Below are 18,930 nucleotides of genomic sequence, written 5' to 3' on the forward strand. Positions count from 1 at the left end.
GATTCTTTTGATGAATTGAAAGTGATGGATAACAAATTGTAATTATTTTTTCGCTGATTTTTGCCATCTAAATTAGAAATTATATGTTAGAATCATACCAAAAGCATAATTTAATGTACGACACATTCATTGGGAAAAACCTGCGCATATTTAAAAAAGTTATTTGATTTTTTCTGCTTGGCACCAATGTTGTTTATTTTGCTTTATAAATCAGTTTTAATTCAAAAATTATAAGCTATGAAAACAATTACAGGAATTATTTTAGTATTTGCACTGGCAGTATTGACCTCGTGCACAGGCGAACCCGGCCCTCCAGGAAGAGATGGAACCGACGGACAGAATGGACAAGACGGTGAATCTTTTTTAGGTTCGGTTTTCGAAATTGAAGGTGATTTTACTTCTCAAAACGATTACACACTGTATTTCCAGTTTCCATCAAACATTACCGTTTATGACACCGACGTAGTTTTGGTTTATATTTTATGGGAGGTTGTGGAAGACAATTCGGGTGACCTGCTGGATGTTTGGCGACTGCTACCACAAACGGTGGTTTTGGATGAGGGTGTTTTGCAATATAATTTCGATTACACCTTTGCCGATGTACAGGTTTTTCTGGAAGGAACCCTCGATTTTAACACGTTGCTACCCGCCGAAACCGACAACCAGGTATTTCGTATTGTGGTATTTCCGGCCGATTTTATTGTGCAAAAAAGTCTGGATGTAAGTGATTACAATATGATGATGAAATCGCTGGGGGTCAAAAAAGATTTGGTGCAGAAAATTGATATGAATACGCAGATTGAAATCAACAAATAATTCATTTTTATTCTTTCAAAATTCACCTGAAAAATTTGATAAAAAAACAGGAAAGCATGGTTAAATATGTTTTCCTGTTTTTTTTCTAAGCGTGTTTATCGGCAGACCTGCCCAAATGTTAAAAAAGACCGAATAGACGGACTAGCAACAAATCATTCTTTAATGTCAGGATATGCTTCATTCCAGGCATTCCAGCCCCCTTGCAACGATTGAACATTTGTATAACCGAGCTGCATCAGCGCTTTTGCCGACAATGAGCCGCGACCGCCTGTGCTGCAATACACAAAAATGGAGTCTGTTTTTTTAGGTGGGTTTTTTCCGGAGTCTTCCCAGGTTTCTTCCATTCCTATTCTGAATTCCAGCATACCACGCGGAATATTAACTGCTCCGGGAACAGCGCCTGCCCGGTTTTCAGTAGATGTCCGAACATCGATAATGAAAATATCGTTGCGGGTGTAAGTATTTTTGAAATCATCTGGCGCAATTTCTGTAATTACTTTTTTGGCAGCAGCTACCATTTGATCAACGTTTTCGTAAACTACCAGATCGCTTTTGTTCTGACTTTCAACCGTGTAAGAAACAAACAGAAATAACAACAGGAAAACTATTGTTAACTTCGGGGTAATTATTTTATGTATCATTTTTAATTTTTTAATTTAATCAATTATTCAACTAAAATGAACAGAAAAAAGTTGTTATGGTTCAATTTTGTTGTTTTCAGAACAAATGATTAAAAAGAATATTTCATAGCATGAAACAAAAAAGGAGAGCTGATAATTCAACTCTCCTTTTGCTGGTAGCGGGGGCAGGACTTGAACCTACGACCTTTGGGTTATGAGCCCAACGAGCTACCAACTGCTCCACCCCGCAATATATTTTATAATAGTTTCACTATTTTCTCTGAACGCGGCTGCAAATATAAATACTTTAATTGAATCAGCAAAATCTGATAGTATATTGTTTTTTCCCGGTTATCTTCCTTTTTTTTAAAACAGTACCGTTATTTTTAAATGTTCTACAACACAAAAAGAACTCGGTTTCGGATAGGTGTATGCAGTAAAAAAATCGTCTGATATATATAAAATGAATGAATTACGTGTAAGGATAAAAAAGTTGATTGTTTCTAAATAAGCCTGTAAAATACAAATTGCTCTGTAATCCTTTGATAAATTATTATTTTTGGGCTTTTAATGAAAAAATCTTCCGGTTTTTCTAAATTCTTTTAGGATGTTTAAGAAAATTGTTTTTTACCTGAAAAAGAAACTGCTCCTGGTAATCTTTATTGGTTTTGTAATTGGCTTGCTTGCTGCCATCTATACCAATAAAGCCCTGGAATATACTTCAACCAACGAATCGTGCGAAATATGCCATGTCCATCCGCATGTTTTCGATTCATGGAAATTATCGACCCATTACGATAATCCGTCCGGGTTCAGAGCCAGATGCGTGGACTGCCATCTGCCGCCCAAAGGACAGGGTTATCTGAAAGAAAAAATGATTGCTGCAGCACGCGATGTTTACGGGCTGGTGTTTAAAGACAGTGCAGACTACAACTGGGAATTAAAATCGACACTAGAATACGCACAGCATCACGTTTTTAAAGAATCGTGCCTGCACTGCCATCAAAATTTATTTCCGTTAACACTTACCAAAGAAGGACAGGATGCCCACTTGTATTATACTCAAAATGAAGAAGAACTGCGCTGTATCAATTGCCATTTGAATGTGGGACACTACGATCCAAATGCAATACACGCGGCCAATGTTGATTTTGGCATGGGAACCGACGAAAACCTGAAAGTTTTTACGGAACCTGCTATAGTTAATGCACATGTTGATTTTACTGAAACCGTACCCAACTCAACGGTATCATTTAATATGAAAGCCATTCCGGGAGGTTTATATAAAATTGGAAGTCCGGAAAACGAACAATTGCGCGATGCCGATGAGGGTCCGCAAAAAGAAGTAAAAATCAGCCCGTTTTTTATGGCCGAAATTGAAGTGACCTGGAAAGAATACCTGGCTTTTTATGATGCAACTGCTGCCGAGGGCCGGTCAACCGATACCGAAGGCGGGCGCACCGAAGCAGACGATGTTGATGCCATCTCAGGCCCCACCCCACCCTATGGGCAACCCGACCAAAACTGGGGATTGGGTAACCGTCCAGCCATTACCATGTCTTATCATGCGGCTGAAACCTATTGCAAATGGCTTTCGCAGGTTACCGGAAAAACCTACCGATTGCCCACCGAGGCTGAATGGGAATATGCAGCCCGAGGTGGTACCGAAACTCCCTATTTCTTTGAAGGCCAGCCCAAAGACTTTGGAAAACAAGGCTTTTTGGGTAATCTCTTCGGAAAAGGAAGCGACTCGATCAATCAATATGTAATTTATGAAGAAAACAGTTGGGGAAAAACCCAGGAGCCCGATATGGTAGAAGCCAATCCGTATGGATTAAAAAATATGTTGGGCAATGTTATGGAATATTGTTCCGACTGGTATGCTGAGGATGCATACGAACAACTCTCTGATGGAGCGATTGATCCCAAAGGGCCTGCCGCAGGTGAAGAAAGAGTGGTAAGAGGCGGTTCATTCAGAAGCCCGGCTGGTGATGTAAGAAGCGCATGGCGCGACTACACGCGCACTGAGGAATGGTTGCGCACCGATCCGCAAATGCCTAAAAGTATTTGGTGGCTTTCAGACTGTAATTACATTGGGTTCAGGGTAATTTGTGAATTTGACGAAAATACCGGAAAAAATAATTAATTTAGAGTCCTAAATTCAACTAAAATCATCGAATTATGAGTAGTAATAATGTTTCAAGACGTAAATTTTTAGCTGGTGCAGCCACTGTTGGTGCAGCCAGTGCCATGGGAGTAGGAACTTTAGCATCGTGCAGCGGAGGTGGAGGAACCTCAGGAACTGCTGGGGTATTCGATTTCAAAAAAAGAGATTATACTCTTCCGCCAATGCTCGAAACCGCTCCTGACGGACCAGTGTTAAAAGCTGGTATCATTGGATGTGGTGGCCGCGGGTCAGGTGCCGCCATCAACTTTCTGGATGCAGGCCCAAACCTTTCAGTAGTTGCAATTGGTGACGTTTTCCAGGATCGCGTTGACAGCCTCCAGGAAAAACTAAAAAATGAAAAAGGCGTGGAAGTACCCGACGAAAATTGTTTTGTAGGCTTCGATGCATACGAAAAAGTTATTGATGCAGGTGTTGACATCGTTATTCTGGCAACTCCGCCAAAATTCAGACCTGATCATTTCGAAGCTGCGGTTAAAGCGCGTAAGCACGTATTTATGGAAAAACCGCTTGCCGTTGATTCTGCCGGAATTCGCCAGATTATTGCAGCATCAAAAATGGCCGATTCCCAGGGATTAAAAGTGGTAACCGGTACACAACGCCGTCATCAGCATAACTATGTAAATCTTTGGAACGAAATTAACAATAACGCCATTGGCCATATTGTTTCAGCCAATGTTTACTGGAATGGTGGTAAATTGTGGCACCGCGACAATAACCCAAGCTGGAGCGAAATGGAATGGATGATTCGCGACTGGGTAAACTGGACATGGCTTTCGGGCGACCACATTGTAGAGCAACATGTTCACAACATCGACGTTGCCAACTGGTTTATTGGCAGCCATCCGGTTAAAGCGGTAGGTTTCGGTTCACGCCAAAGACGGGTTACCGGCGACCAATACGATAATTTCAGTATTGACTATTTTTATGAAGACGGACGCCACATACACAGCATGTGCCGCCAGATTAACGGTTGTGCCAATGGTGTTTACGAAATTTTCCACGGAACAAAAGCGATAGCAACAACATCGGGAGGTAAAAACCAGATTGTTGATGCGGCCGGAAACCAATTGTTCGAGGCTCAGGGATCCGAAACCAGTCCTTACGTTCAGGAACATATTAACCTGGTTACCTGCATCCGTCAGAACATTCCGTTTAACGAAGCTGAAGCTACAGCAGAATCGAACCTGGTTGCAATTATGGGCCGTGTTTCAGCCTACACCGGAAAAGAAGTGACCTACGACGAAATGATGAACTCAGACATGAAACTGGGACCAACCACTTACATTATGGGTGATATTGGGTATATAGAAACTGCTGAAGTCCCGGTTCCTGGTACACTTGAAAGATAAATACTGAGGTGAATGTTCCGGAACATTTATCCGAAGCAGTAACCAGAAAATAAATCAATCAACTTGGCAAAAGCCATTCGCCAGCTGGCGAATGGCTTTTTGCATTTTACCATTTCTTCAAAAAAGGAAAAATTAAAACCGGCACAACAGAAAATCCTTATAAAAAACTACATTTGTATCCCTTAATACAATTGAATTTACAGCAAAGCAAAAGCAGTTGAATTATGACAAGATTGAAAATTAAAGAGATTTTGAAAACCGGGAAAACCGGCACAAAAACCCTGGCAAAAGGATGGGTTAGAACAAAACGCGGGAGTAAGAATGTAAATTTTATTGCCCTCAACGATGGTTCAACTATACATAATTTGCAAGTGGTGGCCGATACGGGCAAATTTGACGAACAACTGCTTCGCGAAATAAATACAGGAGCAGCTTTGGCAGTGGAAGGAACGCTGGCCGAATCTCAGGGTACCGGGCAAAATGTGGAATTGATGGCAGAAAAAATTGAACTGCTTGGGAAGGCCGATCCGGAAAAATACCCTATTCAACCCAAAAAACATACCCTGGAATTTTTGCGCGAAAATGCTCATTTGCGTTTTCGAACCAACACTTTTGGCGCTGTTTTTCGTATTCGTCATGCCATGGCTTTTGCTATTCATAAATATTTTAACGAAAAAGGATTTTATTATCTGCACACACCCATTATAACAGCCAGCGATGCCGAAGGCGCCGGACAGATGTTTCGCGTTTCAACACTCGATGCGGTAAATCCGCCACTTACGGAAGACGGTAAACCCGATTACAGCAAAGACTTTTTCGGAAGGCCGACCAACCTTACCGTTTCCGGGCAGTTGGAAGGCGAATTGGGTGCTTTGGCATTGGGCGAAATTTACACATTCGGCCCAACTTTCCGTGCTGAAAATTCAAACACTACCCGCCACCTTGCCGAATTTTGGATGATTGAACCGGAAATGGCCTTCTACGATTTGAAAGACAACATGGACTTGGCTGAAGAGTTTCTTAAATATCTGATTAACTATGCACTGGAACATTGCATTGACGACCTTAACTTTTTGGCAGACAGGTTAAAACAGGAAGAAAAAAACAAACCGCAGGACCAGCGTTCTATGGATTTGGTGGAAAAACTGCAGTTTGTGCTAAACAGCGAATTTGTAAGAATTACTTACACCGAAGCCATCGAAATCCTGAAAAATTCAAACCCGTACAAAAAAAATAAATTCCAGTTCCCGGTTGACTGGGGTGTTGACCTGCAAAGTGAACACGAACGCTTTCTGGTGGAAAAACACTTTAAATGCCCGGTGATTCTAACCGATTATCCGCGCGATATCAAAGCATTTTATATGAAACAGAACGACGATGACAAAACCGTTCGTGCCATGGATGTGCTTTTCCCGCAAATAGGTGAAATTATTGGCGGTTCGCAGCGGGAAGAAGTGCTGGAAAAACTGGAAGCCCGAATGAAAGAGATGGATATTCCGGCAGAAGAAATGTGGTGGTATCTCGATACACGTCGTTTTGGAAGCGTAGTTCACAGCGGTTTCGGGCTGGGATTTGAACGGTTTGTTCAGTTTGTTACAGGAATGGGAAATATTCGCGATGTAATAGCATTCCCAAGAACACCTAAAAATGCAGAATTCTGATGCTCTGTTTTTGAACTCCATGGAAAAAAATAGTAAATTTACGAAGTATAAATTTGGGAAATGGAGCAGAAACTAACATTACAACAAAAACTGCTGCAAAAGCTTTCACCACAACAAATACAGGTGATTAAGCTTTTGGAAATCCCTACTATGCAGCTCGAACAACGCATTAAAAAAGAACTGGAAGAGAATCCTGTTCTGGAACTGGAATCAGACGACCCCGAAAATTCTGAGGATCAAGACAATAATGAACAGGAACTGGAAACGGATGTGGACAACGACGAATTTTCGTTTGATGATTACCTGAACGATGACGATGAAATTCCAACCTACAAAACCAACACAAACAACTATTCAAAAGACGATAAATACATTGATATTCCTTTTTCTGTAGGAATAACGTTTCACGAAAGTCTTTACGATCAGTTAGGTATGATTAACCTCCCTGAAGATGATCGGCAACTGGCCGAATACATTATCGGGAACATTGATGATGACGGCTACCTTAGGCGCGATTTAATTTCAATAAGTGATGATTTGGCTTTTAACCTGAACATGGAAGTGCCGGAAGAAAAGCTAAAAGAAATTCTGGAAATTATCCAACAGTTCGATCCACCCGGAGTTGGCGCCCGCGATTTAAAAGAGTGTTTGCTTTTACAACTCAACAGAAAAAAGGGAAATAACCACGAACTGGCAACTTCCATAATCAAAGATTTTTTTGAAGAGTTTACCCGAAAGCATTACGAAAAAATAAAGAAAAAGCTTGATCTTTCTGATGAGGATTTAAAACAAGGTATTGATCAAATTTTAAAATTAAATCCAAAACCGGGCAGCTCGTATAGTAACCCACTGAATAAATCGAACCAGCATATTATCCCCGATTTTATTCTGGACAATATTGATGGGGAGCTGAATCTTTCGTTAAACCAGCAAAACGTTCCTGATTTAAAAATAAACGATACCTACCTTGAAATGCTGCATGCCCTGGTAAAAGAATCGAAAACCAAAAATAAAAACCAGAAAGATGCGGTTGTTTTCGTAAAACAAAAAGTAGATTCAGCCAAATGGTTTATTGACGCCATAAGGCAGCGGAACCAGACCTTGTTAATAACCATGTCTGAAATAATCAACTTTCAGAAAGAATATTTCAAAGATGGCGACGAGACCAAATTACGGCCAATGATTCTGAAAGACATTGCAGAAAAAACCAACCTCGACATTTCTACCATTTCGCGGGTTTCGAACAGCAAATACATTCAAACGCACTTTGGCATTTTCCCGTTGAAGTACTTTTTTTCTGAAGGGATGCAAAAAGAAGACGGCGAAGAGGTATCAACCCGTGAAATCAAGAAAATTTTACATGATTGCATTGACAATGAAGACAAACACAAACCTCTGACCGACGAAAAACTGACTAAAATTTTAAAAGATAAGTCGTATAACATTGCCCGCCGTACCGTTGCAAAATACCGTGAACAACTGGGAATTCCGGTAGCCCGTTTGAGAAAGAAACTTTAGCATGGCCAAAAAATTTGCACAGATAATTTCTTTAATCTTCCATCCGGTATTAATACCCACCCTGGGGTTCCTCTTATTTTTTAACTCTGATTTCTACTTCTCGTTTATTACCTGGGAAGCCAAACGGTTTGTGTTAATGGTAGTTCTTTTTTCAACTGGCATTTTACCTTTACTGGCGATGGCAATTTTTGCCATAAATCCAAAATTCGAATTGTCTTTTGAAACAGGCAGCCAGCGTGCTTTGCCGTTGTTAATTTCCTCTGTATCGTATTCCCTGGGTTATTTTCTTTTAAACAAGGTAAATGCTTACCCGGTATTTAAAATTTTCATCATTGCTTCGGTGCTGGTCATAGTAGTTTTGCTTGTTCTTTCGCTTAAATGGAAAATAAGCAGCCACATGGCCGCCATGGGCGGATTGACCGGAGCTCTTCTTGCTCTTTCATTTCGAACAGGTACAAATCCGGTTTGGGCAATTGTGTTGGTAGTTGTTTTATCAGGACTGTTGGCCACTGCTCGGCTAAGGCTCGAAAAAAACAAACTCTGGCATCTTGAAGCAGGCTATGCCGTTGGGTTCGTTACGCTGTACCTTATTATTTACTTCGTATAATTTATTCCACATATTTATACCCGATGCCTTTCAGGGTTTTAATGTGATCGTTGCCAATTTTTTCGCGCAACTTCCTGATGTGAACATCAATAGTACGATCGCCAACCACAACGTTTTCGCCCCAAACGGTTGAATAAATTTCTTCGCGGGTAAATACTTTCCCGGGTTTTGAAACCAGTAACGAAAGCAATTCGAATTCTTTACGGGGCAAAACCATTTCATTATCTCCTAAACGAATCAGGTAACGTTCTTTATCAATTACGAGGTTGCCAATAGAAACGGTACTTGAATCTTCAGGATGGGCTGCCTGAGTGGTTGATTCGCCAGTTCGTTTTAACAGCGCTTTAACACGACTGATTAACACTTTGGGCCGAACTGGTTTGGCAATATAATCATCAGCGCCAGCCTCAAATCCGGCAATTTGTGAATAATCTTCACCCCGGGCGGTAAGGAATGCAATTACGGTGTTATTTAACGAAGGGATTTTCCGAATCTCTTCGCAAGCGGCTATTCCATCCATCTCCGGCATCATTACATCGAGAATAATAAGATGGGGCTGATGTTTTTCAGCCTGTTTAATGGCTTCCACTCCATTTTTTGCGGTATATACTGTGTATCCTTCTTTTTCGAGGTTGTAGCTGATAAACTCCAGAATATCAATTTCATCATCAACCAGCAGAATTTTTAAATTATTTTCGCTCATCGGTACTATTTGTTAATATAGACAAAGGTATAAGTTATTTTTCAGATTGTACTTCAATATGATGCCTTGCAAAGGTATTCTTATTATTTGGCTTTTTCAAGTGTAAAATTGAAAGTTGTGCCTTGCTCAACTACACTTCTCACATTAATTGACTGATTGTGCGCTTCAATAATATGCTTAACAATAGATAACCCAAGCCCTGTGCCGCCCTGTTCGCGCGACCGTGATTTATCAACCCGGTAAAACCGTTCAAAAATTCGCGGCAGGTTTTTCTTTTCAATACCAATTCCGTTATCGGTAACTTCAACCATAATGTTATCTTCCAAATCGTGAAATGAAACATGTACAAAACCTTCCTTTTTACCGTATTTTATAGCATTAACAATGAGGTTGGTAAGTACTTCCAAAATCCGGTTGCGGTCGGCTTTTACATAAACCGGTTTCGAGGGCGGGTTAATAATTTCCAGTGAAATGTTTCGTTCCTGGGCCTGCCAGTGTTCCATTTCAAAAACATCTTTCACTGTTTTTACAATATCGAATTTTACCATGTTCAGCTTCAGTTCACCCGATTCGAGTTTGGTAATGGACTCCAGGTCTTCCACTATGGAAATCATGCGGTCGATGCTTTTTTCAGTGCGTTTAAGGTAAAGCATGTTTATTTTGGGATCTTCCAGTCCGCCTTCAAGTAAGGTAAGAATGTACCCCTGAATATTAAAAATTGGCGTTTTCAGCTCATGCGAAACATTACCCACAAATTCTTTCCGGTACCGCTCCAGTTCTTTCAGCCTTTCAATTTCTTTCATCTGGGCTTTTGCCCATTCTTCCACTTCAAATTTAACATTGGAAAGCAGGTTGGTAGAATCGGACGACTTTTCTTCGAGTTTCTTAACACTTAATGGCAAGTCTTTTATTGTTTTATATACTGGCCTTATTTTATCAGAAATGTACTTGTTTATTACAAACATCACATAAAAAAAAGAGGCAAGAAAAAAAAGCAGAACAAAACCCAGCAGTACCAAAAAACCGGGCGATAACCACCATGTAAATACCAGCAACAAGGTTGCAAGCGAAGTAAGAAGCAGGGATATATAAATGGTAAGCTGCCGCGATGAATACGTTTTCATACTATTAAAATTGTTAATTTTCAAAGGTATAGTATGGAACTCGCATGTATTTTAATCATCCTCTTGGGCGTTCCGCCAACTGGCGGATTACATGCTTGTTTCATATTTAATGTTTTTTAGAGCCTCTCAAAATTAGTTATTATACCCAAATAATTTCGATTCTGTAGTAATTCATTAATAATTAGACCGCAAGATGTTGCATTTTTCAATTAGCCGGTTATTTTTGCATCAGCGTTAATAAAAATTTGATTGTTCCTTAATATTTTTTTAATATTTTAGTTGGCAGGAATCAGGTAATCGAATATAAATTTGCCATCCGAAAAATCTAGATAATGGAAAATATTTACCTTATCATTGTTGTTATCCTCTTCGCACTGGCTATTTCAGATTTAGTTGTAGGAGTTAGTAACGATGCAGTAAACTTTTTGAATTCAGCATTTGGTTCAAAAGCAGCACCAAAATGGCTTATTTTCCTTATGGCCGGATTAGGTGTGCTAATTGGCGCTACATTTTCAAGCGGTATGATGGAGGTTGCCCGAAAAGGAATTTTTCATCCCGACATGTTTGTTTTCTCCGAAATTATGGTCATTTTTCTGGCAGTTATGATTACCGATGTCATTCTGCTCGACATGTTTAACACATTCGGGATGCCAACATCAACCACTGTTTCCATCGTTTTTGAATTGCTCGGGTCGGCTGTGGCAGTTTCGGTTGTAAAAATCAAACAGTTAGGTGGCTCACTTGGTCAATTGTCGGAATATATTAATTCAGAAAAGGCACTGGCCATTATTACAGGAATTTTGCTTTCGGTACTGATTGCATTCACAATCGGGGCTCTGGTACAATATATTGCCCGCCTGATTTTTTCTTTCAATTACCGTAAAAACATGAAATATTTTGGTTCCCTGTTTGGCGGTTTTGCCATCACATCCATTACATATTTTATTCTGATTAAAGGTATTGATGGTTCTGCATTTGCTGAAATCAGGGTTCCAAACGGAGAAAAACTGAGCGAATGGGTAACAACCCACACCGGAATTTTGCTTCTTTACAGCTTCATTTCCTGGGTTATTGTTATTCAGCTTTTAAAATGGCTTTTCAACATTAAAATACTTAAACTAACTGTATTAATTGGCACGTTTGCGCTGGCCATGGCATTTGCCGGTAACGACCTGGTAAACTTTATAGGGGTTCCACTGGCTGGTTTTAGTTCTTTTAAAGCATGGGTAAGTTCAGGCGGTGTAGCGCCTGACGCCTTTACAATGGAAATGCTGGCTGGCAAAGTGAGTACACCTACTTTTATGCTGCTAATTGCCGGGCTTGTAATGATTATTACACTTATTTTTTCGAAAAAAGCACAATCGGTTGTAAATACTTCAGTTGATTTATCGAGGCAGGCCGAAGGTACAGAGCGTTTTAATTCAAGCATGATTGCAAGAGTAATCGTCAGAAATTCTTCCTGGCTGCATAATTACATTGAAAAGATTTTTCCTGATTCTTTAATAAAAAAAGTAAATTCCAGATTTATACCCGTTAATACCGGAGATTCAGCAAATCCAGACGCACCTGCATTCGACAAAATCAGAGCAACAGTAAACCTGGTAGTAGCAAGTATTTTAATATCGATTGGAACTTCTTTAAAACTCCCGCTTTCAACCACTTACGTAACATTTATGGTAGCAATGGGAACCTCACTCTCAGACAGGGCCTGGGGACGCGACAGTGCTGTTTACCGTATTTCGGGAGTTTTTGCAGTTATAGGCGGCTGGTTTTTAACGGCGATTATTGCATTTTCGGTAGCTGCTATTGTAGCCTGGATTATATCCATAGGCGGTATGTTTATGATTTTCGTTTTTGTAGCCGTTGCTATTTTAATGGTAATTCGCACCCACATGATTTTCAAAAAAAGAAATGCATTGGAGGTGGTGGATGAAGACGATACCATAACCGAAAAAGACGAAACGGAAAAAGTAATGGAAAAATGCAGGAAACAGGTAGTGAAATCAATTACTTTGGCCAATCAAATTTATTCGGAAAGTATTGACAGTTTTCTGAATGAAGAACGCACACAATTAAAAGAATCTTTAGTCCTGAAAGACAATCTGAACAAGAAATCGAAAAAGCAAAAGAATAAAGTTTTAAATACGATTTCAAAAATTGAGGAGGATGTGGATTCCGGCCATTTCTATGTGCAGGTGGTTGATTACCAGCGCGAACTGGCCCATTCCCTGAATTTTTTGGTTGAACCGCTTTTTCAACATGTTAACAATAACCACAAACCTTTTATTCAGTCGCAAATTGATGAATTTACCAAATTGAAACTGGAAATTAACAAGTTTTTCAATTTTGCTGTTGAACTGGTTAAAGACAACAAATTCAATCAAATAACAGACTTGATTAAGCAGCGTGACGAAATTTTGGTTAAGCTGGAAAAAATGGAAATTGCACAGATTAAACGCATTAAAGCACGGGAAATCAATACCAGGAATTCGGTGCTGTTCTTCAATACCATTTCTGAAACCAAAAATATGCTGTTACATGCCATTAATCTGATAAAATCTCATCGCGACTTTATTTCAATTACTCAGAAGTCAAGTAAGCTAATGCAATTATGAAACGAACCTGGTAATAAATATCTTCCATGAGGAGGATTAATTCCTGTCGCTATCAGAATATGGGAGTTATCCCGAAAAGTATCGGGAATACCTTTGAAAATGAACAATTTATTCGAATGAAATGAATTTTTCCGAAAAAAAGCTCAGGACTTTATTGTATCTGACACTTTTTACATTTGCATTTTTTTCGTGCAAACGGCCAAGCGAAGGTTCGAAAGATGTCGGGAAACATATCACAAATACAGTAAGCGCCAAAATTGAAACAGTTCCGGTACATCAAGAGAAAAACGAAGATGCAGCCGACGATCCGGCCATTTGGATACATCCTGAAAACCCAGAAGGATCAATCATTTTTGGAACCGATAAAAAAGGTGGATTGGTTTCGTATAACCTGAATGGTGAAGAACTGCACTATTTTCGGACAGGCAACATGAATAACTGCGATTTGCGTTACAACATCAAATTAAACGGAGATTCGATTGATGTGCTGGCAGCCAGTAACCGCACCATTCACTCCCTTTCCCTATACAGAATCCGGGAAAACGGGATGCTCGATTCTATTCACTCACGCATCATTACTTCCCAAATGGAAGATGATGTTTACGGACTATGCATGTATAAGAGCAGAACTACCGGCAAATTTTTTGTTTTTTTGAACAGCAAAGCAGGTGAAGTGGAACAATGGGAATTATTTCAGGCGGATAATAAAATTGACGCAAAACTGGTTCGCTCTTTTTCAGTAGAAACACAAACCGAAGGAATGGTGGCCGACGATGAAACCGGAATACTTTACCTGGGTCATGAAGTGGCCGGTATTTGGAAATTCGATGCCGAACCCAACGGTTCCACGAAAGGTGCTTTTATTGAAAACAGTTCGGAAGAAAACCCAAACATCAACTACGACATTGAAGGCCTTGCGATATACGACAGCGGGAACGGCGAAGGGTTTTTGATAGCCTCATCGCAGGGGAATTATTCGTTTGCAGTTTTCGAACGGCAGGGCGACAATAAATACCTCGGCAGTTTTCGCATTGTGAACGGGGAAGTTGACGGAGTGGAAGAAACCGACGGAATTGAAATTACCAGCACACCGCTACCCGATTTTCCTAAAGGATTGCTGGTGGTTCAGGATGGTTACAACTACGACAAAAAGAAAAAGAAAAGCCAGAATTTTAAGTTGGTTGACTGGGAAAATGTTGAGGTGTTTTTCAAATAGTCTGTTTATTCAAAGCGTAACTTTTTTGCAACCAATCATTCATATTTAATGCTGTAATTTGTAAAACCAATTTTTTACAATTATGGAAGTACGGGACCTGGAAGTGGCGGTTATTTCCGATTTGCATCTGGCCACCCATGCCAGCAAACCCAAAAAAGTACTGAAGTACCTGAAATCCATCTTACCCAACATTCTGGTACTAAATGGCGACATCATCGATTCGTGGCGTTTCAGCCGGAATTACTTTCCTAAAAATCAATTAAAAGTGGTTCGGCAGATTATAAAAATGATGGAAAAGGGAGTGCAGGTATATTACATTACCGGCAACCATGATGAATTTTTAAGGAAGTTTGCCCCAACTACAATTGGAAATCTGAAAATTGTTAACCAACTTGTATTGGAACTGGATGGAATGAAAACCTGGATTTTTCATGGCGATATTTTCGATAGCACCATTCATCGAAAAAAGCGGCTGGCCAAATTTGGCGCAGCATTAAAAGGATTCCTTTCTGTTTCAAACAAGCTGATAAACCATTTGCTTGTGTACGCGGGAAAAAATGAAATCATTTTGTATAAAAGCATCAAATACCGGTTAATTCGCGACAAGCTAAACCTGTCCTCCAACGAATCGAAAATACTAAATGCGGCTATTACACAGGATTATCAAACCGTTATTTGTGGTCACACCCACGTACCAAAAGAAAAAGTATTAACAGTAAATGATAAAACGGTTCGTTACCTCAATTGCGGCGACTGGGTAGAGCACTTCACTGCGGCAGAATTTAACGACGGGAATTGGCGGCTGTACTATCATCACGAACAGGCTGAGGAACTTCAGCCCGATGAACTGGAAATACCTGAAGAGAACCATTTGTTTCAAATCATTTCAAAAGAATTCGCTTGTTTAAATCTTATTTGAATTGCAATAAAACATTAATGGGGATTTAAGATTGGGTTAATACATGCTTCCTTTTTTTGCTTTCGAATTCAAAATCAAAATGCCTATGGTAGATTGACAACAATTTTAATAAAAAACCTGCATAAGCTTCGACCCAAATGCAGGCTAAAAAATAAATTTTTTAAAAACTAAGTAGTATAAAATTATGAAAGAAAAATTACGTAAACAATTTATTGTTGTTTCAAAAAAGCTGTTGTACATCATGCTTTTGCAGCTTTTTGCCTGGCAATTGGCCAACGGAAACGATTTGCATTATCCACAAAAATCTGAAACGCAAATTCAACAACCTTCAAGGAACATTACCGGAAAAGTTACAGACGAAAACGGAGTTGGACTTCCGGGAGTTTCTATTGTGGTAAAAGGCACTACCCGGGGAACTGTTTCAGATACAAATGGAGACTTCACATTATCTGTTCCTGAAGATGCTGAAGCTCTTCAGTTTTCGTTTATCGGGATGAGAACTCAGGAAGTGGCCATTGCAGGAAGGACAACAATTTCAGTGGTAATGGAAGAAGAAACCATTGGTGTGGATGAAGTGGTTGTTGTAGGATATGGAACGCAGAAAAAAGTCAATTTAACTGGAGCTGTTGAACAAGTTAGTTCAGAAGTTCTTGAAAACAGACCTGTTAATAATATTACGCAGGCGCTGCAGGGGGTAGTTCCAAACCTCAACATTACCTTAGCCGATGGTAAACCAATACGTTCTGCAGAATTTAATGTACGCGGCGCAACTTCTATTGGACAGGGAGGCTCTGCCTTAATATTAATTGATGGAGTTGAAGGAGACCCGAGCCTTCTTAACCCTAATGACATTGAAAGCATTTCGGTTTTAAAAGATGCTGCATCGGCTGCGATTTATGGTGCCAGAGGAACTTTTGGTGTTATACTTATTACCACTAAAATGCCTGCAAAAGATAAGATTTCTGTAAATTATACCATGAATTTCGGAATTAAATCACCTACAACAGTTCCTGATTTTGTAACTGATGGTTACACATTTGCCAAATGGTTTAGTGAAGCATATAATGCCTGGTTCGATTACTCGCGGATTCCTTCTTCTATTAATAAAACGCAGAGATTTTCTTCAGCTTATCTTGAGGAATTGAAAAGACGCTCCGAAAATCCTGATCTTCCTGATTATGAAATAGACAGCGAGGGAAATTATGTTTATTATGGCAGCACCGACTGGTATGGGTTATTATATAAAGACAATTTAACTTCTATTGATCAAAATATATCAGTATCAGGAAGCAATGACAGAATAAGCTATTATATTTCAGGAAGATACAACGACCAGAAAGGACTCTTTCGCTACAATTCGGATGATTATTCTGTTTATAATTTCAGGGCAAAAGGTGAAATAAAAATCACCGACTGGTTCACTATAGATAATAATACAGAGTATTCTCAACAAAAATATCATCAACCACTGAATGTTGGTGAAGGTGGTGGTATCTGGAGAAATATTGCAGATGAAGGACATCCCACTTCTCCCATGTTTAACCCTGACGGGACATTGACTCATGCTGCATCATATACTGTTGGTGATATGTGGTACGGCAAAAACGGGGAGGATACCGAAAGAACCCTCATTAAAAATACGACAGGTTTAAATGCAACTCTTTTTGATAATAAGATAAAAATCCGGGGTGATTTCACCTTCTCTGCAAATAACCAGTCAAGTTTCCGAAGAAGGGTTCAGGTACCGTTCAGCAGGCAAGAAGGGGTAGTTAATTATGTTGGAACCACAACAAATGATATCAGAAGAATTAGTGCCGAAACAAATTATCTGGCATCGAACATTTACGGAGAGTATGAAAATACTTTTAATGAGGTTCATTATTTTAAAGCAATGACAGGTTTTAACTATGAAGAAAGTACCTATGAATCTTTTACAGGCTCCAGAAACGGAATATTGTTTGAAGACGCTGAAAATATTTCATTAACCATTGGTGAAAATATTTCTACTAATGGCAGTTATAATAAATGGCGGGTTGCCGGTCAGTTTTACAGGGTTAATTATAGTTTTAAAGACAAGTATCTTATAGAACTAAACGGGAGACTCGATGCATCTTCGAAATTCCCGGAAGATCAACAGACAGCATTTTTCCCTTCCATTTCAATGGGTTATCGTATTTCAAACGAGTCATTTTGGAACGTTGATGAAAATGTTATTTCAAACCTTAAATTAAGGGCCTCTTATGGTTCACTGGGGAATGGTAATGTTTCTCCTTATTCTTACATAGAATTATTCAATATTTCTCAGTTAGGCCGGGTAATTAACGGAAAACGACCTGCTGTTACTTCTCAACCAAATGTTATCCCCGAGGGCCTGACCTGGGAAACAGCAACAACAAAAAATTTAGGAATCGATTTAGGTTTTATTTCGAACCAATTGAATGTAACTGCCGATATTTATCAACGGTTAACTACCGATATGTACACAAGTGGTCTTCCAGTGCCCGCTGTTTTTGGTGCTAGTGTTCCAAAAGGGAATTATGCAGATATGAAAACAAATGGCTGGGAATTATCTGTTAGCTGGCGAGACCAGGTTGAACTGGCCAATAAACCGTTCAACTACGATGTACGTTTTATTTTGGCCGACAATAAATCTGTAGTTACAAGGTTTAATAACCCGGAAAAATTATTATCTAACTATTACGAAGGTATGGAGTTAGGTGAAATCTGGGGTTTTGTTACAGAAGGTCTATTCCAAAGTGAAGCTGAAATTGAGGCACATGCAGATCAATCCTATCTCCAAACTTCTTCCAATAATATATGGTTGCCAGGGGATATCAAATTTACAGATTTGAATGATGATGGTAAGATTAACAGAGGTCAAAACAGAATTAGCGATCCCGGAGACTTAGCCATTGTTGGTAATTCCAGCCCACGTTTCACCTATGGTTTTAACACAGGTGCAAACTGGAACAATTTCTTTTTCTCTGCATTTATACAGGGAGTAGGCAAACAAGATTGGTTTCCGGACCGGGAAGCAAGTTTTTTCTGGGGTCAATATAACAGACCCTATAATAAGCTGCCAAAGTGGCATTTGGATAATGTTTGGTCAGAAAATAATCCTGATGCATTTCTACCAAGATACAGAGGATATTCTGTGTTGGGAGATGGAAGGGTGTTAGGTGTTGTGCAGTCACGCTATATAATGAATGTTGCATACATCAGATTAAAAAATATTCAATTAGGTTATAATTTACCACAAAAGGTTATGCAAAGCGTTTCGTTTCTTTCCAACGTTAAGCTTTACGTTTCTGGTGAAAATATTTGGTCATGGTCGCCACTTTACAAAACAACAACAGATTTTGACATAGAAAATATTGGTGGATCTGATCCTGAATTAACTTCCGGAAGTGGTCGAAGGGCTGGAAACGCACTAAATTATCCCATATTAAAAACTGTATCATTTGGGATTTCAGCCACATTTTAATAATTAATAAATAAGGGTGGCGATCCGGTATTACGCAGATTTACAATAATTTGATCAAAAATTGCTCCTGCTTGTTAATATATAAACAACTAAAAATTAACAGTTATGCA

13 protein-coding genes and 1 tRNA gene are annotated in these 18,930 nt (G+C 39.4%); 10 read left to right on the forward strand and 4 right to left on the reverse strand.

Features of this window, described 5'->3' with window-relative positions; genetic code table 11:
• The first annotated feature begins 237 nt into the window (after positions 1-237).
• On the forward strand, positions 238-816 hold the full coding sequence (locus tag ACESMA_RS06880; RefSeq protein WP_372948044.1) for a hypothetical protein: 579 nt from the start codon (positions 238-240) through the stop codon (positions 814-816).
• Between the two features lie 152 nt (positions 817-968).
• Here ACESMA_RS06880 and ACESMA_RS06885 read toward each other — a convergent pair whose 3' ends face one another.
• Together ACESMA_RS06885 and ACESMA_RS06890 are read right to left on the reverse strand one after the other, a co-directional pair.
• Entirely contained in the window at positions 969-1,457 is a 489-nt protein-coding gene (locus ACESMA_RS06885) for a rhodanese-like domain-containing protein (RefSeq protein ID WP_372948045.1), read from the reverse strand.
• Between the two features lie 153 nt (positions 1,458-1,610).
• Positions 1,611-1,686 (reverse strand) — tRNA-Met (locus ACESMA_RS06890).
• A gap of 357 nt (positions 1,687-2,043) precedes the next feature.
• On the opposite strand from ACESMA_RS06890, the gene ACESMA_RS06895 reads away from it, so the two are divergent.
• The 5 genes from ACESMA_RS06895 (at position 2,044) to ACESMA_RS06915 (ending at position 8,759) form a co-directional block, all read left to right on the forward strand.
• On the forward strand, positions 2,044-3,582 hold the full coding sequence (locus tag ACESMA_RS06895) for an SUMF1/EgtB/PvdO family nonheme iron enzyme (protein ID WP_372948046.1): 1,539 nt from the start codon (positions 2,044-2,046) through the stop codon (positions 3,580-3,582).
• 35 nt (positions 3,583-3,617) lie between these two features.
• A complete protein-coding gene (locus ACESMA_RS06900; protein ID WP_372948047.1) occupies positions 3,618-4,973 on the forward strand; it encodes a Gfo/Idh/MocA family oxidoreductase in 1,356 nt (451 codons plus the stop codon).
• Positions 4,974-5,197: 224 nt separating this feature from the next.
• On the forward strand, positions 5,198-6,634 hold the full coding sequence (gene asnS, locus ACESMA_RS06905; protein WP_372948048.1) for an asparagine--tRNA ligase: 1,437 nt from the start codon (positions 5,198-5,200) through the stop codon (positions 6,632-6,634).
• A gap of 60 nt (positions 6,635-6,694) precedes the next feature.
• Positions 6,695-8,152 carry an RNA polymerase factor sigma-54 gene (rpoN, locus tag ACESMA_RS06910; protein ID WP_372948049.1) on the forward strand — a complete coding sequence of 486 codons (1,458 nt, stop codon included), beginning with the start codon at positions 6,695-6,697 and terminating at the stop codon, positions 8,150-8,152.
• Position 8,153: 1 nt separating this feature from the next.
• Positions 8,154-8,759 (forward strand): hypothetical protein, encoded by a 606-nt coding sequence (locus tag ACESMA_RS06915; RefSeq protein WP_372948050.1) that lies wholly within the window; start codon positions 8,154-8,156, stop codon positions 8,757-8,759.
• 1 nt (position 8,760) lies between these two features.
• Here ACESMA_RS06915 and ACESMA_RS06920 read toward each other — a convergent pair whose 3' ends face one another.
• Positions 8,761-9,462, reverse strand: a complete 702-nt coding sequence (locus ACESMA_RS06920) for a response regulator transcription factor (RefSeq protein ID WP_372948051.1) — start codon at positions 9,460-9,462, stop codon at positions 8,761-8,763.
• A gap of 83 nt (positions 9,463-9,545) precedes the next feature.
• Complete coding sequence (locus ACESMA_RS06925) at positions 9,546-10,586, reverse strand: sensor histidine kinase (RefSeq protein WP_372948052.1); 1,041 nt, start codon at positions 10,584-10,586, stop codon at positions 9,546-9,548.
• Between the two features lie 332 nt (positions 10,587-10,918).
• Here ACESMA_RS06925 and ACESMA_RS06930 point away from each other — a divergent pair, with 332 nt between their 5' ends.
• From ACESMA_RS06930 to ACESMA_RS06945, 4 genes are all read left to right on the forward strand, one after another.
• Positions 10,919-13,201 carry an inorganic phosphate transporter gene (locus tag ACESMA_RS06930; protein ID WP_372948053.1) on the forward strand — a complete coding sequence of 761 codons (2,283 nt, stop codon included), beginning with the start codon at positions 10,919-10,921 and terminating at the stop codon, positions 13,199-13,201.
• A gap of 121 nt (positions 13,202-13,322) precedes the next feature.
• Positions 13,323-14,417: a phytase gene (locus ACESMA_RS06935; protein WP_372948054.1), complete on the forward strand. Its 1,095-nt coding sequence runs from the start codon at positions 13,323-13,325 to the stop codon at positions 14,415-14,417.
• 82 nt (positions 14,418-14,499) lie between these two features.
• On the forward strand, positions 14,500-15,336 hold the full coding sequence (locus ACESMA_RS06940; RefSeq protein ID WP_372948055.1) for a UDP-2,3-diacylglucosamine diphosphatase: 837 nt from the start codon (positions 14,500-14,502) through the stop codon (positions 15,334-15,336).
• 184 nt (positions 15,337-15,520) lie between these two features.
• Positions 15,521-18,820 carry a SusC/RagA family TonB-linked outer membrane protein gene (locus tag ACESMA_RS06945; protein ID WP_372948056.1) on the forward strand — a complete coding sequence of 1,100 codons (3,300 nt, stop codon included), beginning with the start codon at positions 15,521-15,523 and terminating at the stop codon, positions 18,818-18,820.
• Positions 18,821-18,930 lie beyond the last annotated feature (110 nt).

Source organism: Mariniphaga sp., assembly GCF_041687215.1.
In the GTDB taxonomy this organism is placed as follows: Bacteria; Bacteroidota; Bacteroidia; order Bacteroidales; family Prolixibacteraceae; genus Mariniphaga.